The sequence below is a fragment of the Nocardia sp. NPDC046473 genome, from assembly GCF_040645995.1.
Lineage (GTDB): Bacteria > Actinomycetota > Actinomycetes > Mycobacteriales > Mycobacteriaceae > Nocardia.
Genome location: NZ_JBEYZJ010000006.1, coordinates 674,771 through 700,996, shown reverse-complemented (window position 1 = coordinate 700,996; position 26,226 = coordinate 674,771). Strand labels below are relative to the sequence as shown.

At 69.5% G+C, this 26,226-nt stretch carries 1 protein-coding gene (running past one end of the window); it reads right to left on the bottom strand.

The window, feature by feature from the left end; translation table 11 throughout:
• Positions 1-26,226, bottom strand: the 5' portion of a protein-coding gene (locus tag ABZ942_RS24815; protein WP_357385768.1) for a non-ribosomal peptide synthase/polyketide synthase. 17,406 nt of this gene lie to the left of the window's left edge; 26,226 of the gene's 43,632 nt are visible here — the first part of the coding sequence; its start codon is at positions 26,224-26,226; the stop codon falls past the left edge of the window.

Sequence of the window (26,226 nt, the reverse complement as noted above, 5' to 3'; positions counted from 1 at the left end):
GCGGATGGCGTCTACTGCTTCGGCGGTGAACGCCTCACCGGCTATGAACAGCGTCCGCAGCGAGGCGAGCGCGTCGCTGCCTTCGGTGATGTCGACGTTTCCGGCGAAGACAGTGAGCATCGACGGCACGAACGAGGTCATGGTGACGCGCTCGGCGGCGATCACGTCCGCGAGGTACTGCGGATCGCGATGACCGTCCGCACTGGCCACCACGATGCGGCCGCCGGTGGTCATCGGACCGAACAGCTCCCACACCGACACGTCGAAGGTGGCAGGCGTCTTGAACAGCACGACATCATCGGCGCCGATGCCGTATTCACCTGTGATCCAACGGATCTGGTTGACCACGGCGGCGTGCGGTACCGCGACGCCCTTCGGGCGACCGGTCGAACCGGACGTGAAGATCACGTATGCCGGGTGCTCCGGCCGCAGCGGCGCGAGGCGTTCGGCGTCGGTCACCGGCTCGTCCGAGTAGCCGGACAGGTCGAGCTCGTCGATCGACAAGGTGGTCCGCGGACCCGCGTCGAACGCATCGCGGGACGTGGTCAGCACGCACACCGGATCGGCCGAGTCGAGCACGTAGTTCACCCGGTCGGCGGGCTGGTCGAGGTCGAGCGGCACGTAGCCGCCACCGGCCTCGTGCACGGCGTACGCGGCAACCACCAGGTCCACCGAGCGCCGCAGACCCAAGGCGACCAAAGACTCCGGGCCGACGCCCGCCTCGATCAGCTTGCGCGCCAACCGATGCACGCGAGCACCGAACGCGGCGTAGGTGAGCGAGCTTCCGGTGGCCGGATCGACAACAGCGACGGCGTCCGGTGTTGCCTGTGCCTGAGCGGCGAACTCGGCAACCAGAGTGCTCGGCGCGCCGAGGTCACGCTCGGTGTCGTTCCACCCGCGCAGTGCCTGCTCGGTCTCCCGCGCGTCCAGCAGCGCGATATCGCCGATCGGCCGATCCGGTTCCGCCGCAAGCGCGCCGAGCAGCCGGTTGAACCGCTGCCCGAGCTCCGCCATCGTCTCGGGATCGAAAAGGTCCGTGGCGTAGATGAATTCGGCAGTGATACCGGCCGGCGCGGCAGCCGTGCCGTTCGCCGCCGGAGTGGCGTTCTTCTCCGACAGCGTCAACTGCAGGTCGAATTTCGCCGTGTCGATCGGCAATTCGACGCCGCTGACCGTCAGGCCGGGCAGCTCGAGACTGTTCTGGCCCAGGTTCTGGAACGACAGCAGCACCTGGAACAGCGGGTGCCGTGCCTGCGAACGCGCCGGGTTCAGGATCTCGACCAGCCGCTCGAACGGCAGGTCCGCATGTCCGAACGCCGCGATATCGGTGGCGCGCACCGTACGAAGCAGGTCGGTGAACGTCGCGCTGCTATCGATCGGAGTCCGCAGCACCAGGGTGTTGACGAACATGCCGATCAGGTCGTCGAGGGCCCGCTCGCCACGGCCCGCGACCGGGGTGCCGATGGCGATGTCGTCCCCGCCGGACAGTCGAGCCAGCAGCACCGCGAGCGCGGTGTGCGTGACCATGAACAGCGTCGCGCCCCTGGTGCGGGCGAGTTCGGTGAGCCTGCCGTGGGTTTCGGCGTCGATCTCGAAGGTGTGCGTCGCGCCGCGACCGGAGGCGACGGCGGGGCGGGGCCGGTCGGTGGGCAGGTCGAGCTGATCGGGCAGCCCGGCCAGCGAGTTCGACCAGTACGCGATCTGCTGGGCGATCACCGATTCCGGATCGTCCTCGTCGCCGAGGACCGCGCGCTGCCACAGCGCGAAGTCGGCGTACTGGACTTCCAGTGGCCGCCAGGCGGGTTCGCCGCCCTCGACGCGGGCGCCGTAGGCGGTCATCACGTCGCGGGTCAACGGGCCCATGGAGAAGCCATCGGCCGAGATGTGGTGCACCACAATGGCGAGCACGTGCTCGGTCGGGCTGACCTCGAACAGCCTGGCCCGGAACGGCACCTCGGTGGTGACGTCGAAGGCGGTCAGCACCAGCTCGGAAAGCCGTTGCGGCAGTTGAGCTTCGGTGACCTCGAAGGGCGCGAGGTCCGGAATCACCTTGGCGGTCGGCACCGTCTGCTGGTGCGCGGTGCCGTCCACCTCGGGGTAGAAGGTGCGCAGCGACTCGTGCCTGGCCAGCACGTCGGCGACCGCGATCTGCAGCGCCTGCCGGTCCAGCAGACCGGACAGCCGCACCGCGGCCGGGATGTTGTCCACGGCCGAGTCCGGGTCGAAGCGGTTGAGGAACCACATCCGCTGCTGCGCCAGCGACAGCGGCACCAGTTCGGGCCGCTGCTGCGGCGCCAGGGCCGCGCGGGCACCGGCACCGGTGTGCGTCTCCGCGCGGGCCGCGAGCGCGACCACGGTGGACGCCTCGAACAGTTCCCGGACACCGAGATCGGCGTCCAGCGCGGCGGACAGCCGCGCGGCGACCCGGGTCGCGGTCAGCGAGTTGCCGCCGAGCGCGAAGAAGTCGTCGTCCAGGCCGACCCGTTCCACGCCGAGCACCTCGGCGAAGGTGGCCGCGACGATCTCCTCCACCGGCGTCGTCGGCGCGCGGAACACCGCGGCCTCGAAGACCGGCGCGGGCAGCGCCTTGCGATCGAGCTTGCCGGAGGCGTTGAGCGGGAACTCGTCGAGCACCAGCACCACGGCCGGCACCATGTACGCGGGCAACCGCTCGGCCAGGTCCTCGCGCAGCAGCTCGGTGTCCACCCGGACGTTCGGCGCGGGAATGACATAGGCGACGAGCTGATCGCCGGTGTGCTGGTCACCGCGGACCACGACGACCGACTGGGCGACCTCGTCCAGCGCGGTCAGCGCCGTCTCGATCTCGCCGAGCTCGATGCGCAGGCCACGCAGCTTCACCTGGAAGTCGGTGCGGCCCAAGTACTCCAGCTCACCGGCCGAACTCCACGACACAAGGTCACCGGTGCGGTACATCCGCTCACCGGTGGCACCGTAGGGGTTCGCGACGAACCGGTCACTGGTCAGATCCGGCCGCGCGACGTACCCGCGGGCCAGCTGGGTGCCCGCCAGATACAGCTCACCCGCGACACCCACCGGAACCGGGCGCAGCCGCGAATCCAGCACGTACACCTGGGTGTTGAACACCGGAGCACCGATCGGCACCGTGTCCGTGTCGGTCTCGACGACCTCGTGGAAGGTGACGTCGACCGCGGCTTCGGTCGGGCCGTACAGGTTGTGCAACGCCGCACCGGTCAGCTCGCGCAGTCGATGGGCGGGCTTGGGCGGCAGCGCCTCACCGGAGGCGAACACCAACCGCAACGAATCACATTGCGCCGCAGCCGCATCGGCGACGAACACCGCGAGCATCGACGGCACGAAGTGAGTGACGGTGATCCGCTCGGCACTGATGATCTCGGCCAGGTACGCCGGGTCCCGATGACCATCGGGCTTCGCGACGACCAGCCGCGCGCCGATCTGCAAGGGCCAGAAGAACTCCCACACCGACACGTCGAAGGTGGCCGGAGTCTTCTGCAACACGGCGTCCGCGGCGTTCAGCTCGTACGCGGACTGCATCCACACCAGGCGGTTGACGATCGCCGCGTGCGAGACGCCGACACCCTTGGGGCGACCGGTGGAACCGGAGGTGAAGATGACGTACGCGGTGTTCGACGGACGCAACGGCGCCCGGCGATCCGCGTCGGTGATCGCCGCTTCGGACAGTCCGCTCAGATCGAGCAGATCGATGCGCACCTGCGCGGTATCGATGTCGAGATCGGTACCTGAGGTCAGCACGCAGACCGGATCGGCCGTGGCCAGAATGTATTCCGTGCGCTCGGCCGGGTGATCCGGATCCAGCGGCACGTACGCGCCACCGGCGACGGTGACCGCGTACATACCGACGACGAGATCGATCGAGCGCCGCATGCCAAGCGCCACATACGATTCCGCGCCGACACCGCGAGCGATCAGCCAGCGGGCCAGCTGGTTCACTCGACTCGCGAACTCGTCGTAGGACAGAGTTGTCCCCTCGAACGAGAGCGCGGTCGCGTCGGGCGTGCTCGCGACCTGCTCGTAGAACTTCGAAACGAGCGTCGCGGCCGAATCCACCTCGTGCGCGGTGTCGTTCCAGCCGGACACCACGAGCTCGCGCTCAGCGGTGTCGAGCAGCTCGATATCACCCACCGGCACAGTGGGTTCGACGGTGATCGCGGTCAGCACGCGGATCAGGCGATCGGCGATCCGCCGCACGGCCTGTTCGTCGAACAGATCCCGCAGGTAGCCCGCGCGAATCCGCAGCCGCGCGGTGTCCGATTCCCCCTCGCTCCGGTCGAGCTGAGCGATCAGCGTCAACGGGTAGTGCGTGGCATCGGCCGCGTCGAGGCCGACAACCGCCATGCCGTCGATGTCCGCCGCCTGCGCCTGCAGCCCCTCGGCATCGACCGGGTAGGACTCGAACACCACGAGCGTGTCGAACAGGCCACCGATGCCGGCGGCGGACTGGATGTCCGCGAGACCGACATAGTGGTGATCGAGCAGATCCGCCTGCTCCCCCTGGGTGCGGGCGAGCAGCTGCTGCGCGGACTCCGCCGGGTCGAAGCGCACCCGCACCGGCACGGTGTTGATGAACAGGCCGACCATCGACTCCACGCCGGACAGGTCCGCGGGACGGCCGGACACCGTGGTGCCGAACAGCACGTCGTCGCGACCGGTCATCCGGCCGACCAGGATGCCCCACGCGGTCTGCAGCACGGTGTTCGGCGTGACGCCGAGCGAACCGGCCAGCGCGGTGAGCCGCGAAGTCGCCGTCTCGTCGAGCTCGAAGAAGTATTCGCCCGAGAGCGAGGTGATTTCGCGCCCCGCGTCCGGCCGAGCCAGCAGCGTCGGCTCGGTGACCCCGCGCAGCGCGTTCGTCCACACCGCGACCGAGGCCGAATGATCCTGCTGCGCAGTCCATTCCAGGAAGTGCCGGTAGGACCGCACGGCGGGCAGCACGCTGGTGTCGGCGTGTGCCGCATAGAGCACCAGCAGGTCCTGCATGAGCAGCGGCATGGACCAGCCGTCGAGCAGGATGTGGTGGTTGGCCACCACGAACTGCCAGCGGTCGCGCGCCACCTGGATCAGCGTGAAGCGGATCAGCGGCGGCTCGGTCAGATCGAAGCGCTTGGTGCGGTCCGCGGCGATCAGATCGTCGCCGTCGCCCTGCTCGATCCGGTCGTGCTCGGACCAGGCGACCCGGACGCTGTCCAGCACCACCTGCACCGGGCTGCCGTCCCGATCGGTGACGAACGCGGTGCGCAGGTTCTCGTAGCGGTCCACCAAAGCCTGTGCGGCCGAACGCAACCGGGCCGCGTCGACCCGGCCGGTAAGGGTGAGCACCGCCTGCGCGGTGTACACATCCACCGACGAGGCTGCGAGCCTGGCGTGGAACAGCAGACCCGACTGCAGCGCGGACAGCGGCCAGATATCGGCGAGGTTCGGGAAGCGCCGCTCCCAGCCGTCGATATCGCCCTGTGTACTGCGCACCAGCGCGAAGTCGGACGGCGTGTGCCCACCGGCGCCGGTCGAATTGGCGTGCCGGGCAACCGCTTCCAGCGCGGTCGTCCACAGCTCGCCGAACTCGCGGACGGCGGCGGCATCGAGCAGCGTCGACGGGTAGCCGATATTCGCGGTCAGCTTGTCGCCGGTGACGATCGCGTTGATGTCCAGGGGTGCCATCGCGGGCATGTCCGCGTCGTAAGCCCCACCCAGCGCGCCCAATTCGGCGGCCGGGATCCAGCCGAAGCCGCGCAGCGACTCGGGCACATCCCCCTCGGCGACGCGGCCCAGGTAGTTGAAGCTCACCTGGCCCGGCAACTCGACGGGCAGCTCGGCGGCGGTCTCCGGGTTCAGGTAGCGCAGCAGGCCGTAGCCGACGCCCTTGTCGGGCACCGCGAGCAGCTGTTCCTTGATCGCCTTGACGGCCTGGCCGAGCGCGGGTCCGCCGGCCAGCGCGGCATCGATGTCGATGCCGGACAGGTCGAAGCGGACCGGGAAGATCGCGGTGAACCAGCCGACGGTGCGGGACAGGTCCGCGCCGGGCACGATGTCCTCTTCGCGGCCGTGGCCCTCCAGGCGGATCAGCAGCGAATCGCCGCGGGCACCCGCCCGGCGCGCCCGCCACTTCGCGGTCGCCAGCGCGAGCGCGGTGAGCAGGCCGTCGTTCACGCCGCCGTGGAACAGCGCGGGCACCGTGGTCAACAGCGCCTTGGTGACCTCGGCGGACACCTCGACCTGCAGCTTCTCGATGACGCCCGAGGTGTCGATCGCCGGGTCCATCGGCCGCTCGGTGAGCAGCGGATCGGCCGCGTCGACCACCGAGCGCCAGTGCTCGAGTTCGGCGACCCGCTCGGCACTGCGCGCCTCGCGTTCGAGCCCGTGTGCCCAGGCCCGCATCGAGGTGGCCGGCGCGACCAGCTCGGGCTGCTGACCGGCGGTGCGCTGGCCCCAGGCCGCGACGAAGTCCGGCACCAGGATGCGCCAGGAGACACCGTCGACCACCAGGTGATGACCGACCACGATCAGCCGTCCGGCGCGTTCGCTGCTCGACGGTTCGAGCCAGACGAACCGAACCACAACGCCCGCTGCGGGATCCAGCAGATCCAGCGAGGAATCCAGTGCGGCGGAAGCGATCTCGACCAGCTCGGCATCATCGACACCGGCGTCGAAGGTGCGGTGATCGACCAACGCGTCCACGTCGACCGTTCCGGCAGCGGCGGTTTCGAGAATCCACTCGCCGTCCACCTGCCGCAGGCTCGCCCGCAGCATGTCGTGCCGGTCGATGACCGCACCGACGGTCGCGACGATGCCCGCCCGGTCGATACCGACCGGCAGCTCCAGCGCGAGGGTCTGGTTGAACCGGCCGAACGAGCCGCGCCGCTGCGCCATGAACCGCACGACCGGGGTCAGCGGCATCGTGCCGACGCCACCACCGGGCAGCTCGGCGAGCACGACGGCCGAGGCCGCTGCGGCGTCGGCGGTGCCTGCGACCGCGGCCAGCCCGGCCACGGTGCGCTGCTCGAAGACGTTGCGCGGGGTGAACACCACGCCACGCGCCTTGGCCCGCGACACCAGCTGAATCGAGACGATGCTGTCGCCACCGAGCGCGAAGAACGAATCGTCGACGCCGACCCGCTCCACACCGAGCACCTCGGCGAAGACCTCGGCGATGGCCTGCTCGATCGGCGTGCGCGGGGCCCGGAACACGACCTCGGTCGCGAATACCGGCTCCGGCAACGCCTTTCGGTCCAGCTTGCCGACCGGAGTGAGCGGCACCCGGTCGATCACCATGATCGACGACGGCACCATGTACGCGGGCAACCGGTCCTCGACGTGCGCGGTCAGCGCCGCCACATCGATCGTCCGGCCCGGTGCCGCAACGACATAGGCCACCAGCGAGGTGGCGCCGGCGGATCCCTTGTGCCCGACGGTGACCGCGAAGTCGACGTTCTCGTGCGCGGCCAGTGCCGCGTCGATCTCGCCGAGCTCGATGCGGAACCCGCGCACCTTGACCTGGAAGTCGGACCGGCCGACGTATTCGACCTCGCCGGTACGCGTCCAGCGGACCACGTCACCCGTGCGGTACATCCGCGCACCGGCGACATACGGATTCGCCACGAACCGGTCCGCGGACAACCCGGCACGCGCGTGGTAGCCGCGGGCCAGCTGAATGCCCGACAGATAGAGCTCACCCGCGACACCCACCGGCACGGGCCGGAGCTGGGCGTCCAGGATCAGCGACTGCATGCCGCGGGTCGGGCCGCCGATGGTGACCAGATCGCCCGGCGTCAGCGCGTCGCTGATGTTGGTCATGATGGTGGTCTCGGTCGGACCGTAACCGTTGTGGAAGCGACGGCCCGAACCGTCCGGCGCGCCACCCCACTTGGTGACCAGGTCGGCCGGAACCGCCTCGCCGCCGGCCACGATCACCCGCATGCCGGCCAGCGCGGCCGGATCCAGCGAGGCGAGCACGGACGGGGTGATGAACGCGTGCGTGACGCGCTCGGTGCGGATCAGCTCGGCCAGCTCATCGCCGCCGTACACGCCGGGCGGGCAGACCACCAGGGTGCCGCCGCGACCGATCGCCAGCAGGAACTCGAGGATCGACGCGTCGAAGCTCGGCGACGCGAAATGCAGTGCGCGCGTGGATGAGTCGACGTCGTAACGGGCGTTCTGCTCGTCTCGGAAGTTGGCGAGACCGGTGTGGGTGACCACGACGCCCTTGGGGACGCCGGTGGAACCGGAGGTGTAGATGACGTAGGCCGGGTGTTCCGGACGTACCGGGCGCACGCGCTCGGCATCGGTGATCGCGGCCGCGTCGACGCCGGTCAGGTCCAGCTCGTCGAGGACGAGCCATTCGACCGAGTCCGGCAGGTCGCCGCGCACCGACGTCACGGTCAGGCCGACCGGTGAGCCCGAGTCGGTGACCATGTGCGCGATGCGGTCGGCCGGGTAGGTCGGGTCGATCGGCACGAACGCGGCACCGGACTTGGCGACCGCCCATTCGGCGAAGTAGGAGTCGTCCGAGCGCGGCACGGCGACCGCGACCAGATCCTCGGTGCCGAGGCCACGCTCGATCAGCAAGCGGGCCAAGCGGTTCGAGCGTTCATCGAGTTCGCCGTAAGACAGACTGCGCCCCTGGAACACGACCGCGGGTGCGGTCGGGTCGATGGCGGCGGCCTCGGCGATCAGGTCGGGCAGTGTCCGCGCGACCGTGGCCTCCGGGCCGGTGCGCGCAGTCAGGTCCGCCCGCTCTGCCGCATCGAGTACGTCGATCTGACCGACCGCGATCGTCGGGTTCGCGGCGATGGCTTCCAGGACCCGCTGCCAGCGCTGCGCGATCTCCGCGGCGGTCGACTCGTCGAACAGTTCGGTGGCGTAGGTGAGCGCCAAAGCCATTCCGGCCGTGCCTGGTTCACCCAGCTCAGACAGCGTGAACTGCAGGTCGAAGCGCGCCACGTTCTCTTCGAGATCGAGCGCGGACACCGAGAGCCCGGGCAGTTCGAGGCTGGTGCGGTCCAGGTTCTGGAAGGCCAGCATCACCTGGAACAGCGGGTTGCGCGCCTGCGAACGTTCCGGTGCGAGCAGTTCCACCAGTCGCTCGAACGGCACATCGGCATTGCCGTACGCATCGAGGTCGGTACGCCGCACCCGATCGACCAGTTCGGTGAACGATTCGGCGGCGTCGATGCCGGTGCGCAGCACCAGGGTGTTGACGAACATGCCGACCAGATCGTCGAGGGCCTGCTCGCCGCGGCCCGCGATCGGCGTGCCGACCGCGATGTCGTCCGCGCCGGACAGCCGCGACAGCAGCACCGTCAGCGCGCCGTGCATCACCATGAACAGCGACGCACCGCGTTGGCGCGCAATGTCTTCCAGCGCGGCGATCAGGTCGCCGGGCAGCTCGCGGTGCAGCGTCGCGCCGCGGAACGAGGCGATCGCCGGACGCGGCCGGTCCGCGGGCAGCGTCAGCTCGTCCGGGACGCCGGCGAGGACCTGCTGCCAGTGCGCCACCTGACGCGCCATCAGCGAGTCCGGATCGTCTTCGGCGCCGAGGACTTCGCGCTGCCAGACGGCGAAGTCGGCGTACTGCACGGCCAGCGGCGCCCAGCCGGGCGCGCTGTCCTGCGTGCGCGCCGAGTAGGCGAGCATCACGTCGCGGGTCAGCGGCCCCATCGAGAAGCCGTCCGCCGCGATGTGGTGCACCACGACGACGAGCACGTGCTCGTTCGGGCCCGCGCTGTAGAGCCTGGTGCGCAGCGGAACCTGTTCGGCCACATCGAATCCGGTGGTGACGAAGTCGGTCACCACAGCGGTCAGCTCGGCCGGATCCACCTGCACCGGATGCAGGTCGAGGGCGATGTTCTCGGCGGGCACGATCACCTGGACCGGGGTACCGCCGTGCTCGGGGTAGCGGGTGCGCAGCGACTCGTGCCTGCGCACCACGTCGGCCACCGCGAGCCGCAGTGCGGCCACGTCGAGCGCGCCGGTCAGGCGGATGGCGACCGGCAGGTTGTAGGCCGCCGAGGAGGTGTCGTACTTGTTGAGGAACCACATGCGCTGCTGCGCGAACGACAGCGGTACCAGTTCGTCGGCCTTGCGCGGCCGGGCGACCAGCCTGGCCCGCGCGGCACCGTCGGCATGCGATTCCACCCGTGCGGCCAGGGCGGCCACGGTGGGCGCCTCGAACAGCGCGCGCACCGCGACGGTGGTGCCGAGCGCGGCACCGATGCGAGAGACGACCCGGGTGGCGATGAGCGAGTTGCCGCCGAGATCGAAGAAGTCGTCGTCGACGCCGACCCGGGGCAGATCCAGCACCTCGGCGAACACCGCGGCCACCGTCTCCTGCACCGGGGTGACCGGCGCGCGGAACGCGCGGGACTGCACGGCGGGCGCGGGCAGCGCACGGCGATCGAGCTTTCCGTTGACCGTCAACGGAATCCACTCGAGCCGCACCAATGCCGACGGCACCATGTAGGACGGCAGCCGCTCGGCGGCGCCGTCACGAACGTGGTCGAGCACCGGCACGACCTCGGGCTCGGCGACCACGTAGGCCACGATCCGCTGATCGCCCGGCTGGTCCTCGCGCACGATGACCGCCGCCTGGGCGATGCCGGGCTGGGCCAAGATGGCGGACTCGATCTCGCCGAGTTCGATGCGGAAGCCGCGGACCTTCACCTGATCGTCGGCGCGGCCCAGGTATTCGAGCTCGCCGAAGCGGTTCCAGCGCGCCAGGTCGCCGGAGCGGTACAGGCGCGAGCCCGCCGCGTCCGAGCCGCCGAGCGGGTTGGCGACGAAACGAGTGGCGGACAGGTCGGGGCGACCGAGGTAGCCGCGCGCCAATTGCGGTCCGGCCACGTACATTTCGCCCGCGACACCGACCGGCACCGGCCGCAGCCGGTTGTCGAGCACGTACACCCGCAGACCCGCGATGGCCCGGCCGACCACGCTGCCGGAGGCGGCGGCGATGGTCGCGGCATCCAGCGCGCGGTAGGACACGTGCACCGTGGTCTCGGTGATGCCGTACATGTTGACCAGCAGCGGAGCTGAATCTCCGTGGCGGGCAACCCAATCCGAGAGCCTGCGCAGCTCCAGGGCCTCGCCGCCGAACACCACGTAGCGCAGGGCCAGCGGGGTGGCGTCGGGCGCGGCGTTGCGATCCGCTTCCGCCAGTTGATAGAACGCGGACGGCGTCTGGTTGAGCACCGTGACCCGTTCTGCGCGTAGCAGTTCCAGGAACTGCTCGGGCGAGCGCGAGGTGTAGTAGTCGACCACCACGAGGGTGCCGCCGAACAGCAGCGGGCCCCACAGCTCCCACACCGAGAAGTCGAAGGCGTAGGAGTGGAACAGCGTCCACACATCGTCGGGGCCGAAGTTGAAGTCGCGATCGGTATTCGCGAACAGCCGCACCACATTCCGGTGCGCGACTGCGACACCCTTCGGGCGGCCGGTCGAACCGGAGGTGTAGATCACGTACGCGACATGGTCGGGCGAGAGCGCCGCGTTGCGGTCCGCGTCGGTGATCGGCGCGTCGTCGGCGTCCTCGATATTGCCGGTTTCCACGGCGAAGCCGTCCAGCACCACGCTCGGCAGGTCCACCGGCACCGTCACCTGGACCGTCGAGTCCAGGATCACGCTGGTCGGCTGGGAATCCCCGAGCACGTAGGCGATGCGATCGGCCGGATAGGTCGGATCGACCGGGACATAGCCCGCGCCGGTCTTGACCACCGCGACCAGCGCGACAACCAGGTCGAGCGAGCGCGGCAGGATCACCGCGACCAGCGACTCGGGCCCGGCGCCGTCCGCGATCAGCCTGCGCGCCAGGATATTCGCGCGCCGGTCCAGCTCGCTGTAGGTCAGCGTCTCGACGCCGAAGCGGGCCGCCGTGCGGTGCGGGTGCGCGGCGACCGCCGCGTCGAACACGGTACCGAGGGTGGCGTCGGCCTCACCGAAAACGCCTGCGCCGCCGTCCATTCCGGAGGACACCCAGCGCTGCGAGACATCGAGACGCTCGGACTCGCCGAGCAGGTCGATGTCGCCGACGGCGATCTCGGGATCCTCGGCGATGGTGTGCAGCACCCGGACCAGCCGGTCGGCGAACGAGGCCACCGTCTCCGGATCGAACAGCTCGGTCGCGTAGTTCCACGACATGGCCAGCGAGCCGTCCGCGTGCTCGCCGACGGTCAGCTGCACGTCGAATTTGGCGGTGCCCGCGTCGAATTCGACGACGTCGAGGTCGAGGCCGGGCAGTTCGACGGTGCCCATGTCGGCGGCCGAGGCCGCCTCGAAGGTCAGCGCGACCTGGAACAGCGGATGGTGCGCCTGCGAGCGAGCCGGGCTGATGACATCGACCAGTCGCTCGAACGGCACATCGGCATTGCCGAAGGCCGCGAGGTCGGTGCGGCGGACCTGCTCGAGCAGTTCACTGAACCGGGCGGCGGGATCGATCTCGCTGCGCAGCACCAGCGTGTTGACGAACATGCCGACCAGGTCGTCGAGGGCCCGCTCGCCACGGCCGGCGATCGGGGTGCCGATGGCGATGTCAGAACTGTTGGACAGCCTGCCCGCCCACGCGGCCAGCGCGGCGTGCACGACCATGAACAGCGTGACCCCGCGACGGCGGGCCAGTTCGGCCAGTGCGGCGTGCAGTTCGGCATCGACCGAGAAGCTGTGCGTGCCACCGGCATTGGACGCGATCTCCGGACGCGGCCGGTCGGTGGGTAGCTCGATCTGATCGGGCAGATCGCGCAGCTGCTCGACCCAGTACGCGATCTGCTGGGCGGCAACCGATTCCGGATCGTGCTCGACGCCGAGCACGTCGCGCTGCCACAGCGTGTAGTCGGCGTACTGCACGTCCAGCGGCGCCCAGGACGGTGTTTCGCCGCGGGTGCGCTCGCTGTAGGCGACGACCACGTCCCGCAGCAGCGGCCGCAGTGAGAAGCCGTCGGCGCTGATGTGGTGCATGACCAGCACCACGACGTGATTGCGCTCGTCCAGGCTGAGCAGATTCGCGCGGAACGCGATCTCACGGGTCACGTCGAAGTGGAAGCTGGCCAGTTCGACGATGCGCGTGGGCAATTCGTCCGCGGTCACCGGCTCGGCGGCGACGGTGCACGACACCTCGGATACCGGCAGGATGCGCTGGTAACCGGTGCCTTCCACCTCGGGGTACACGGTGCGCAGCGCCTCGTGGCGGGCCAGCACATCGCCGATGGCGGCGTTGAGCGCCGCGATATCGAGTTCGCCGGTGAGCCGGATGGCGACCGGGATGTTGTTGACCGCGGTGCGGTTGTCGAACCGGTTGAGGAACCACATCCGCTGCTGTGCCAGCGACAGCGGCACCAGGCCGGTGCGCTCCTGCGGCACCAGCGGCGCCCGGCCGCCTTGTCCGGCAGCCGATTCCACGCGGGCGGCGAGCGAGGCGACACTGGACGCCTCGAACAGCGCGCGCACCGGAATCTGGGTATCGAGGGCCTCGCCGAGCCGAGCCGCCACCTGGGTGGCCACCAGCGAGTTGCCGCCGAGTTCGAAGAAGTCGTCGTCCAGGCCGACCCGCTCGACACCGAGCACCGCGGCGAAGGTATCGGCGACGATCTCCTGCACCGGAGTGGTGGGTGCGCGGAAAGTCTTGGCCGCGAACGTCGGTTCGGGCAGTGCCCGGCGATCCAGCTTGCCGGAGGGGTTCAGCGGGAACGCGTCGAGCTCCACATAAACCGAAGGCACCATGTAGGTGGGCAGCTGCGCGCCGAGCGCGGCCTTGACCGACTCGACGTCCAACGCCCGATCCGGGTCACCGACCACGTAGGCGACCAGCTGATCGCCGGTCCGCTCGTCGGTGCGCACCAGCACCACCGCCTGCGCGACCGATTCCAGCGCGGTGAGCGCGTTCTCGATCTCACCGAGCTCGATGCGCAGACCACGCAGCTTCACCTGGAAGTCGGTGCGGCCCAAGTACTCCAGCTCGCCGTCCTCGGTCCAGGAGACCAGGTCGCCGGTGCGGTACATGCGCTGGGCGTCGCCGAACGGGTTCGCGATGAACCGCTCGGTGGTCAGGTCCGGGCGCGCCACATAGCCGTGCGCCAGCTGCGCGCCGGCCAGGTACAGCTCACCGGGCACGCCGACCGGAACCGGCCGCAGCCGCGAATCCAGCACGTACACCTGGGTGTTGAACACCGGGGCGCCGATCGGCACCGAGCTGGTGTCGGCCTCGGTCACCTCGTGGAAGGTGACGTCGACGGCGGCCTCGGTCGGGCCATACAGGTTGTGCAGCCTGGCGCCGGTCAGCGTGCGCAGGCGCTGCGCGGTGACGGCCGGCAGCGCCTCACCGGAGGCGAAAACATTACGCAGGCTGACACATTCGGCCGCGCGCTCCTCGGCGACGAACACCGAGAGCATGGACGGCACAAAGTGCGCTGTGCTGACACGCTCTTCGATGATCAGTCGCGCCAGGTAGGCCGGATCGCGGTGGCCGTCCGGCTTGGCGATCACCAGGCGCGCGCCGACCTGCAACGGCCAGAAGAACTCCCAGACCGACACGTCGAAGGTGGCCGGCGTCTTCTGCAGCACCACGTCGTAGGCGGCGAGGCCGTACTCCGCGTGCATCCAGACCAGGCGGTTGACGATGGCCGCGTGCGAGACCGCGACACCCTTCGGGCGACCGGTGGAACCGGAGGTGAAGATGACGTAGGCGGTGTTGGCCGGGCGCAACGGCTTGTGCCGATCGGCGTCGGTCAGCGGCGCGTCGGAGAACTCCGACAGGTCGAGCTCGTCGATGCGCACCTGCCTGGAACCCGTGGAGGCCAGGTCGGTGCCGGAGGTCAGCACGCACACCGGGCGCGCGGTCTCCAGGATGTAGTCGGTGCGCTCGGCCGGGTGATCCGGGTCCAGCGGCACGTAGGCGCCACCGGCGGCGTTCACCGCGTACATGCCGACGACGAGGTCGATCGAGCGCCGCATGCCAAGGGCGACATACGATTCCGGGCCGACGCCGTTCTTCTTCAGCCAGCGCGCCAGCCGGTGTACCCGCCCGGCGAAGTCGGCGTAGGACAGACTTGTCCCCTCGAACGTCACCGCGTGCGCTTCAGGAGTGCGCGCGACCTGTGCCTCGAACAGCGAGACCAGCGTCGCGGCGGCATCGCCCACCGGCGAGGTCAGCGCCGCGTCCACCGGGAATTCGGTGTCGTTCCACCGCTCGACGACCAGCTCGCGCTCGGCTACGTCCAGCAGCTCGATATCGCCCACGGCGGCGGTCGGTTCGGCGGCGACGCCACCGAGCACGCGAAGGAAGCGCTCGGCGAAGGTATTCGCGAACACGCCGTCGAAAAGGTCGGTGGCGTAAAGAAGTTCGGCGTCCATCGACGCCTCCGTGCCCTGCACCTCGCTCAGCGTGAGCTGCAGGTCGAACTTCGCGGTCGGCTGGTCGATGCCGAGCTCGGACACCAGCAGGCCGGGCAGCTCGAGCGACGCGCGGCCCAGGTTCTGGAACGACAGCATCACCTGGAACAGCGGATGCCGCGCCTGCGAGCGGGCCGGGTTGAGCACCTCGACCAGCCGCTCGAACGGCACGTCGGCGTGTGCGAACGCCTGCAGATCGCGCTCACGTACCTGCGCGAGCAAATCGGTGAACGACGCGTCGGTGTCGACCTGCGCGCGCAACACCAAGGTGTTGACGAACATGCCGACCAGGTCGTCGAGGGCCCGCTCACCACGACCGGCCACCGGGATACCGATGGCGATGTCGTCGGAACCGCTCAGTCGGGCGAGCAGTGCCGCGAAGGCGCTGTGCACCACCATGAACAGCGTGGTGCCGTGCGCGTGCGCGACCCGGTTCAACTCGTCGATCAGCTCGCCGGGCACCCGGAACCGGTGTGTCCCTGCCTGATACGACGCGACCGCGGGCCGCGGACGCCCGGCCAGGCGCAGCTCGTCGGGCAGACCGTTGAGCGCGTCGCGCCAATAGTCGAGCTGTTCGGAGATCAGCGAGGTGGGATCGTCCTCGGAGCCGAGCGTCGCCCGCTGCCACAGCGCGAAGTCCACGTACTGCACCGCGAGCGGCGGCCAGCCCGGCTCGGACTCCGAGGTGCGGGCCACGTAGGCGGTCATCAGGTCGCGGACCAGCGGCCGCATCGAGAAGCCGTCCGTCGCGATGTGGTGCACCACGACAACCAGCACGTAATCCTGGTCGCCGAGCTGGTAAGCACGCAGCCGCACCGGCGGCTCGGCCGTCACGTCGAAGCCGCGCTCGATGAATTCGTAGAGCGCGCCGAGCAATTGGCCCTCGGCGACCGGGAAGACCTCCAGGTCCGGGATCGCCCGGGTCGCGGGCAGCACCCGCTGGTAGGCGACGCCGTCCTGCGACGGGTAGACGGTGCGCAGCGATTCGTGCCGCGCGACCACGTCGGCGACCGCGCCGCGCAGTGCCGCCAAATCGAGCGCGCCCTCCAGCCGCACCGCGGCCGGGATGTTGTTGGCGGCCGAGTCGGCGTCGAAGCGGTTGAGGAACCACATCCGCTGCTGCGCGAGCGACAGCGGGGGGCGCTCCGGCCGCACCTGTGCCGTAAGCGCTTGGCGCGCACCGGTTCCCGCCCGCGACTCGACGCGGGCGGCCAGCGCGGCCACGGTCGGCGCCTCGAACAGCGCGCGCACACCGACCTCGGTGTCCAGCGCCGCGCTCAGCCGCGCGACCACCTGGGTGGCGACCAGCGAGTTGCCGCCGAGCTCGAAGAAGTCGTCGTCCACGCCGACGCGCGGCAGCCCGAGCAGATCGGCGAAGACCTCCGCGACGATCTCCTCGATCGGCGTCGCCGGGGCGCGGAACTGCTTGGCCTCGAACACCGGCGCGGGCAGCGCCCTGCGATCGAGCTTGCCGCTGGCGTTGACCGGGAAGGCGTCGAGCACGACCAGTGCGGCCGGAATCATGTAGCCCGGCAGCAGGCCGGCCAGCGCCAGCTTGACCGCGTCGGTGTCGATGACCGAATCCGATTCGGCGACAACATAACCCACCAGCTGATCGCCTGCGTGCGCGTCGGTGCGCACCACGACGACGGACTGCGCGACGCCGGGCTGGGTCAGCAGCGCGGCCTCGATCTCGCCGAGTTCGATGCGCAGGCCGCGCAGCTTCACCTGGAAGTCGGTGCGGCCCAAGTACTCCAGCTCGCCGTCCGCCGTCCAGGTGACGAGGTCACCGGTGCGATACATCCGCGCACCCGCGGCGCCGTACGGATTGGCGACGAAGCGGTCCGAGGTCAGGTCCGCGCGACCGAGGTAGCCGAGCGCGAGCTGATCGCCCGCGAGATAGAGCTCACCTGCGACACCCGGTGCGACGGGGTGCAGCCGGGCGTCGAGCACGAAGACCCGGGTGTTCCACACGGGCCGGCCGATCGGCACCGAGACCGAATCCGATTCCGTCACTTCGTGATACGTGACGTCGACCGCAGCCTCGGTCGGGCCGTACAGGTTGTGCAGCTTGGCGCCGGTCAACTCGCGGAGACGCTGCGCGGTCTGCGCGGGCAGCGCCTCACCGGAGGCGAACACCTGCCGCAGCCGCGACGACGGATACCCGTCCGCGTCACCGTTCTCGCTGCCGAGGGTGGACACGAACACCGACATCATCGACGGCACGAAATGCGCCGTGGTGATGCCGTGTTCGGCGATGAGCTGCGCCAGGTACACCGGGTCGCGATGCCCGTCCGGCTTCGCGACGACCAGTCGCGCGCCGGTCTGCAAGGGCCAGAAGAACTCCCACACCGACACGTCGAAGGTGGCGGGCGTCTTCTGCAGCACGGCGTCGCCGGGCCCGATCGGGTACTCGTGCTGCATCCACAGCAGCCGGTTGACGATGGCGGCATGGCTGACCGCCACCCCCTTCGGGCGACCGGTCGAGCCCGAGGTGAAGATGACGTAGGCGGTGTTGCCCGGCCGAAGCGGTTGGGTGCGTTCGGCATCGGTGATCGGCGCGCCGCTGGAAGCGGCGATGCCGGGCACGCCCTCGATGCCCTCGATCGCGATGACCGAGACCTCGCGCTGCAGGTCGATGCCGAACCCGTCCGCGGACCGGTACAGGATCATCCGCGGGCGCGCGGTGTCGACGATGTGGTTGATCCGGTCGGCGGGCTGATCCGGGTCGAGCGGCACGTACGCCGCGCCCGTCTGCAGCACCGCGTACATCGCGATGACCAACTCGTTGGAGCGGCGGATGGACAGCGCGACCAGCGATTCCGGTCCGACGCCCGCCTTGATCAGCTGCCTGGCGATCCGGTTGGCCCGCACCTGCAGTTCGCGGTAGGTGAGCCGCTCCTCGTCGAAGAGCAGCGCCGGCGCGTCCGGTGTCGCCGCGGCCTGCGCGTCGAACAGCGAGACCAGCGTCGCGCCGGGCACCCGGTGCGCGGTGTCGTTCCAGTCGACCAGTACCTGAGCTTGTTCTTCGGGCGCGAGCAGGTCGATGTCGCCGATCGGCACGTTCGGGTCGGCGGCGACGGCCGCGAGCACCCGGTCCAGTCGGCGCGCGAACGCGGCGACCGTGTCCTCGTCGAAAAGGTCTTCGGCGTAGGAGAATTCGGCCGACATACCGGCCGCGTCGCCCAGCTCGTCCTGGGTCTCCTGCAGGGTCAGCTGCAGGTCGAACTTGGCCAGGCGCGCGTCGTAGTCGACGCCGTTGACCGAGAGTCCTGGCAGCTCCAGGCTGGCCTGCCTGGTGTTCTGGAAGGTCAGCATCACCTGGAACAGCGGATGCCTGGCCTGCGAGCGGGCCGGGTTGAGCACCTCGACCAGCCGCTCGAACGGCACGTCCGCGTGCGCGAACGCGTGCAGATCTTTTTCCCTGGCCTGCGCGAGTAGATCGGCGAAGCTGGCCGCGCCGTCCACCTCGGTGCGCAGCACGAGCGTGTTGACGAACATGCCGATCAGGTCGTCCAGCGCGGCCTCACCGCGACCGGCCACCGGCGTGCCGATGGCGATGTCGCCGGTGCCGCTGGCGCGGGCGAGCAGCACGGCCAATGCGCTGTGCATGACCATGAACAGCGAGGCGTTGTGCCTGCGGCCGAGATCGACCAGCGCGCGCTGGGTCTCGCCGGAGATCACGAACGGGTAGGTGCCGCCGCGATAGGACGCCGCCGCGGGGCGCGGCCGATCCGAGGGCAGCACCAATTCGTCTGGCAGGTCCGCGAGTTCGCGAGCCCAGTAGCGAATCTGGTTGGCGATCAACGAACTCGGGTCATCCTCGGAGCCGAGCACCTCGCGCTGCCACAGCGCGTAGTCCGCGTACTGGACCGGCAGCGCCGACCAGGCCGGGGCCTCCCACGAGGTGCGCGCGGCATAGGCCACCATCACGTCGCGGGCCAGCGGGCCCATCGACCAGCCGTCGGCGGAGATGTGGTGCACCACCATGCCGAGCACGTACTCGGTCTCGCTGATCTCGAAAAGCCTTGCGTGCAAGGGCACTTCGTTGGTCACGTCGAACGCCATCGAGGCGAGCTGGACCAGGTGGTCGATCAGGTTGTGCTCGGTCACCGGAATCGGCGTCAGGTCGGGCACGATCTGCGCCGCGTCCAAAACCACCTGCACCGGACCGGTCTTGGTCTCCGGGAACACGGTGCGCAGCGACTCGTGCCGGTCGATCACATCGATGACCGCGACCTGCAGCGCGGCCACGTCGAGATCGCCGGACAGCCGGATGGCCACCGGGATGTTGTTGACCGCCGACGCGGTATCGAACCGGTTGAGGAACCACATGCGCTGCTGCGCAAGCGAAAGCGGCACCTCTTCGGGACGGACGCGGGCCACCAGCGCCTTGCGCGCGCCGTCACCGGCGTGCGACTCCACCCTGGCCGCGAGCGCGGCGACGGTGGACGCCTCGAACAGCATGCGCACCGGCACCCGGGTGTCCAGCGCGATGCCGAGGCGCGAGGCGACCTGGGTCGCGATCAGCGAGTTGCCACCGAGTTCGAAGAAGTCGTCGTCCACGCCGACCCGGTTGATGCCGAGCACCTCGCCGAAGATCTGCGCGACGATCTCCTCGATCGGCGTTGTCGGCGCACGGAATTCGCGCACCTCGAACACCGGCGCGGGCAGCGCCTTACGGTCGAGCTTGCCGGAGGGATTGAGCGGGAACGCCTCCAGCACCACGATCGCCGACGGCACCATGTACGCGGGCAGCGTGCGATGCAGGGCGTTCTTGATGTTGTCGATGTCGACCGGGCCCGCCGGGGTGACCACGTAGGAGACGAGCTGGTCGCCCGCCACGGTGTCCAGCACGAGCACGACCGCCTGGGTGACGGCCGGGTGGTCGAGCAGCGCGGCCTCGATCTCGCCGAGCTCGATGCGCTGGCCGCGGAACTTCACCTGGAAGTCGGTGCGACCGATGTACTCCAGCACGCCCGCGGCGCCGACCTCGGGATCGTGCGGCTCGACCCAGCGGACCAGGTCGCCGGTGCGGTAGAGCCGGCTGCCGGGCGCGCCGAACGGGTTGGCGACGAAGCGTTCCGCGCTCAGGTCAGGACGGCCGTGGTAGCCGCGGGCGGTCTGCACGCCGCCCATGTACAGCTCGCCGGGCACGCCGACCGGGACCGGGTCCAGGCCCTCGTCGAGCACGTAGGCCTGCGCGTTCCACACCGGGCGCCCGATCGGCACCGAGGTGGGCGCCACCTCGTTGAGGTGCCAGGCGGTGGCGTGCACGGTGAATTCGGTCGGACCGTACAGGTTGTGCATCGCGGCGGTGGAGAACTGCCGGAACGCGGCGACGGTGGCCGGCGGCAGCGCCTCACCGGCGACGAGAACCGCACGCAGCGAGGCGCATTCGGCGGTGGACGCGGCACCGGCGAACACCGAGAGCATCGACGGCACGAACGAGGTCATGGTGACCTGGTGCCGTCCGATGATCTCCGAGAGGTACATCGGATCGCGGTGCCCGTCGGGCGCGGCGATGAGCATCCGGGCACCAACGGCCAAGGTGCCGAACAACTCCCACACCGACACGTCGAAGGTGACCGGCGTCTTCTGCAGCACCACATCGGCCGGGCCCATCCGGTATTCGCCGGTGATCCAGGCGATCTGGTTGAGCACGCTGGCATGGCTGACGGCCACGCCCTTGGGTCGGCCGGTGGAGCCGGAGGTGTAGAGCACGTACGCGGCGTTCGTCGGGCGCAGCGGTGCGCGGCGCTCGGCGTCGGTGATCGGCCCGTCACCGAATTCGCTCAAATCCAGGGTGTCGACGGCGATCACCGGGCAGTCCGCCGACTTGACGTCGTCGGACAGAGTCGTCAACACGCACACCGGCGTCGAGTTGGCCAACACGTAGTCGGTGCGCTCGGCCGGGTGGTCCGGATCGATCGGCACATAGCCGCCACCGGCGGTCATGGTGGCGTAGATGGCGATCAGCATGTCCACCGAGCGGCGGATGCCGACGGCGACCAGCTTTTCCGGGCCGACGCCCTCGGCGATCAGCTTGCGCGCCAAGCGATTCACTCGCGCCGAGAACTCGGCGTAGCTCAGCTGGACCTGCGGGCCGAATTCACCGGCGCTGCGGGTGCCGCCGTCGAACAGCACGGCAATGTCGTTCGGGCGCAGGCGGACCTGCTCCTCGAACAGGTCGAGCACGGTCGCCGCGGGTAACTCGTGCGCGGTCTGGTTCCAGCCGGTGAGGACGAGGGTGCGCTCGGCATCGTCGAGGATGTCGATATCGCGCACCGCGGCCTGCGGCGTGCTGACGGCGGCCTCGAGCACGCGCAGGTAGCGGCGGCCGAATTCGGCGACGGTCGCGGCGTCGAACAGATCGGTGGCAAAGGAGACCACCGTGGCCATGCCCGCCGGCTCGCCTTGGGCGCCACGTTCTTCGGTGACGGTCCACTGCAGGTCGAACTTGGCGATGTCGACGTCGAGTTCGTCGGCGGTGACCGAGAGGCCGGGCAGTTCCAGTGTCGCGTGCGACATTTCCTGGAACGACAGCATCACCTGGAACAGCGGATGCCGCGCCTGCGAGCGGGTCGGGTTGAGCACCTCGACGAGGCGCTCGAACGGCACGTCGGCGAAGGCGAACGCGGCGAGGTCGGTTTCCCTGGTGCGGGTGAGGAATTCGGTGAACGGCTCGCTGCCGTCGACCTCCGAGCGCAGCACCAGCGTGTTGACGAACATGCCGATCAGGTCGTCGAGGGCCTGCTCGCCACGTCCGGCGACCGGGGTGCCGATGGCGATGTCGTTGGTGCCCGACAGCCGGGCCAGCAGCACGGCCAGCGAGGCGTGCATGACCATGAACAGGCTGACGCCCTGGGCCCGCGCCAGCGCCGAAAGCCGCTGGTGCAGTTCGGCATCGATGTCGAAGGAGACCCGGCCACCGCTGAAGCTCTGCACCGGCGGGCGCGGGCGATCCGCGGGCAGGTCGAGCTGATCGGGCAGCCCGGCCAAAGCCCGGCGCCAGTAGGCGATTTCGCGGGCGGCCATGGAGCCCGGGTCGGACTCGGCGCCGAGCAGCTCGCGCTGCCAGACGCTGAAGTCCTGGTACTGCACCGGCAGCGGCGCCCAGCTCGGCGCCTGCCCCGCGGCCCGCGCGAGATAGGCGGCGGCTACGTCGCGGGCCAGCGGGCCGAACGAGAAGCCGTCCGCGGCAATGTGATGCACCACGAACGCGACCGCGTAATCGGCGGTGCCGTTCGCCCGGCCACCGGTCACCGCGTAGACCCGAACCCGGATCGGCAGCTCGCGCGACACGTCGAAGCCGGTGGACGCGAAAGCGGTGAGTACACCGTGCAATTCGGTCTCGTCGATCGGCTCGATCGCGATGCCGAGATCGACCTGGTCGACCGGCAGCACCTGCTGGTAGCCGCCGTCGCCGGACTCGGGGAAGATCGTGCGCAGCGACTGCTGGCGCGCGACCACATCGATCAGCGCGGCCTGCAACGCATCAAGGTCGACCTCGCCGCGCAACCGCACCACGAACGGCAGGTTGTAGGCGGGCACGGTCGAGTCGAACTGGTTGATGAACCACATCCGCTGCTGCGACAGCGACAGCGGCACCCGCTCGGGCAGCTGCTGGGCCACCAGCGGCGGCCGGGCGCCCTCGGTCTGGCCGGCGTTCTCCGCGCGGGCGGCGATCCCGGCCACGGTCGGGGACTCGAACAGCGCGCGCACCCCGATCTGGGTGCCGAACGCCACGCCGATCCGCGACACCACCTGGGTCGCGACCAGCGAGTTGCCGCCGAGATCGAAGAAGTTGTCGTCGATGCCGATGCGGTCCTGGCTCAGCACGTCGGCGAAGATGCCCGCCACGATCTGCTCAGCCTGGTTGCGCGGGGCACGGAAGCTCGTCGCGTCCGCGCTGAAAACCGGCTCCGGCAGCGCCTTTCGGTCCAGCTTGCCGGAGGTGTTGAGCGGGAAGGCATCCAGCACCATGACCGACGCGGGCACCATGTAGCTGGGCAGCTTCTCGGCCGCGAACCTGGTCAGCTCGATCGGATCGACCGAATGTCCCGGCGCGGGAACAACATAGGCCACCAGCTGCTGGCCGGTGGCGGTATCCATCACCAGCACCGCGGCCTGGCTGACCGCAGGGTGCGCGAGCAGGTCGGTCTCGATCTCACCGAGCTCGATGCGCTGACCACGGAACTTCACCTGGAAGTCGGTGCGGCCGATGTATTCCAGCGTGCCCGCGTCGTTCCAGCGCACCAGGTCACCGGTGCGGTACATGCGTTCGCCGTTGTCGGACAACGGGTTCGCGACGAAGCGATCCGCGCTCAGGTCCGGGCGGCCTCGGTAGCCGCGTGCCAGCTGACGGCCACCGAGGTAGAGCTCTCCCGGTGCGCCGATCGCGGCCGGGCGCAGCCGCGAATCCAGCACGTAGACCGAGACATTCCACTCCGGGATACCGATCGGCACGGTCACCGTGTCGGCGGCCGTCGCCTCCCAGTAGGTCACCGAGACCGCGGCCTCGGTCGGGCCGTACAGGTTGTGCAGACCCGCCGTCGTGATCGCGCGGAAACCGGCGGCGGTCTCCGGCGGCAGTGCCTCGCCGATCACGAAAACGGCACGCAGCGTGGCACATTGCGCCTGGGTCGCGTGCGAGACGAACACGGTCAGCATGGACGGCACGAAGTCGGTCACGGTGACCCCGTGCCGCTCGATCATCTCCGCGACATACAGCGGATCGCGGTGGCCGTCCGGCGCGGCGATGACCAGCTTCGCGCCGACCAGCAGCGGCAGGAAATAGCCCCACAGCGACACGTCGAAGGTGGTCGCGGTCTTCTGCAGATACACGTCGTCCGCAGTGAGCCGATACTCGTCGAGCATCCACAGCTGCTGGTTGACGATCGCGTGATGGGTGACCGCAACACCTTTGGGGCGTCCGGTCGAACCCGAGGTGTAGATGACGTAGGCGGTGTTGTCCGGCCGCAGCGGCGCGACGCGGTCCGCGTCGGTCACCGGCTCGGCGGAGTACGCCGACACGTCCAGGGTGTCGATCGGCACCTGCCGCACCGACTCCGGTAGGTCGAGCGCATCGGCGGACAGCGTCAACACACAGACCGGTGCCGCGCTGTCGAGGATGTAGGCGGTGCGATCGGCCGGGTGATCCGGATCGATCGGCACGTACGCGCCACCGGCCTTGAGCACCGCGTGCATGCCGATGACCAGCTCCAACGAGCGTCGCATGCCCAGCGCGACAAGCGATTCCGGGCCGACACCGTCGGCGATCAGGAACCGGGCCAGCCGGTTGACCCGCGCGTCGAACTCCGCGTAGGTCAGCGTCGCGCCCTCGAAATCCAGCGCGATGTTGTTCGGCGCCAACGGCATCTGCGCATCGAGCAGCGCCGACAGCGTGGTGTCCGGCACGTCCTGGTCGGAGTCGTTCCACTCCAGCAGCGAGCGCTCCCGCTCATCGGCGGTGGTGACGTCCAGCGCCCAGACCGCGGCGTCGTCGGCGGCCGCAAGGAACCGGTCGAAGAACTCGAGGAAGCGCGAATGATGGCGCTGCGCTTCGTCTTCGGTATAGAGGTTCGGGTTGGTCTCGAAGTCGATGTGCGAGCGGGTACCCGCGACCGACTGATAGAAGTTGACGCCGAGATCCTCGATGCTGCCGGTGGACAGCACGTGCAGCTGGCCGACCATCGGGCCCATCACCAGCTCGTCGTGGAACAGCATGATGTTGACCCACGGACCGAAGAATTCCGTGGTCACCACGCCGTCGCCGGCGGTATCGCGGCGGATGTCCTCGTGCCGGTAGCGCTGATGCCGCAGCGCGCCGGACACCTCGACCGTCACCTGCTTGAGCAGTTCGCCGACGGTCGTGTCGTGGCCGACGTGCAGCCGCAACGGCACGATGTTCGACGAGACACCACCCGAGCGGCGCATCGCCGCGGTGGTGCGCGCGGTCACCGGCAGGCTCAGGATGACGTCCTCGACGCCGTTCCACTGCGCCAGATACGCGGCGAACGCGGCGAGCAGCAGACCGGCGGGCGACGAATCATGGCGCCGCACAGCCGCATCCAACAATTCGTTCTGGTAGTTCGACAGTGCCGCGCTGGCGATCCCGTTGATCGCGGCGGGCGGGGCGGACCGGCCGGTCAGGCTGGTGCCCTCCTCCAGTCCGGCGACCCGCTCGGACCAGTACTCCTTGTCGGTGCCGAACCGCTTGCTCTCGCGGTAGGCCATTTCCTGCTCGTAGAGCGTGTGCAGGTCGGTGGCCTTGGAGACAGCGGGCTCGGTGCCGTTCGCGTACGAGGTGTACAGCTCGGCGATCCGGTTCAGGTTGGTCATCGCGCCGAAGCCGTCGAGCGTGACGTGATGCGCTCGCGAGTACCAGTACCAGTGGTCGTCGGCCAGTTGCAGCGCCGCGACCGCGATCAGGCGGTCGGTGGTCAGGTCCATCGGGCGGCTGTACTCGGCGCGCATCCACGCCATCGCGGCCGCGGCCGGATCGGCCTCGGCGCGCAGGTCTACATAGGTGACCTTGTCGTAGTCGGCGATGCTGTGATCGACGAACTGCAGTGGCTCGCCGTCGCGTTCGATGATGCGCAGGAAGCCCGAACCGAGCTCGTGCGACGCGTCGATGCTCGCCTGTTCCAGGATCTCGACATCCAGCTCACCGTGCAGGTCCACGTACTGCGCGATGTTGACCGGCACCTGCGGGTCGACATGCTGCGCGTACCAGATGCCCAGCTGCGCAGGAGACAGCGGGAAGTAGCCCGAACCAGCGCCTGCCCGTTCGCCACCAGCTTCGCCGTTTCCGCCGAAATCCAGCCGGTCCAA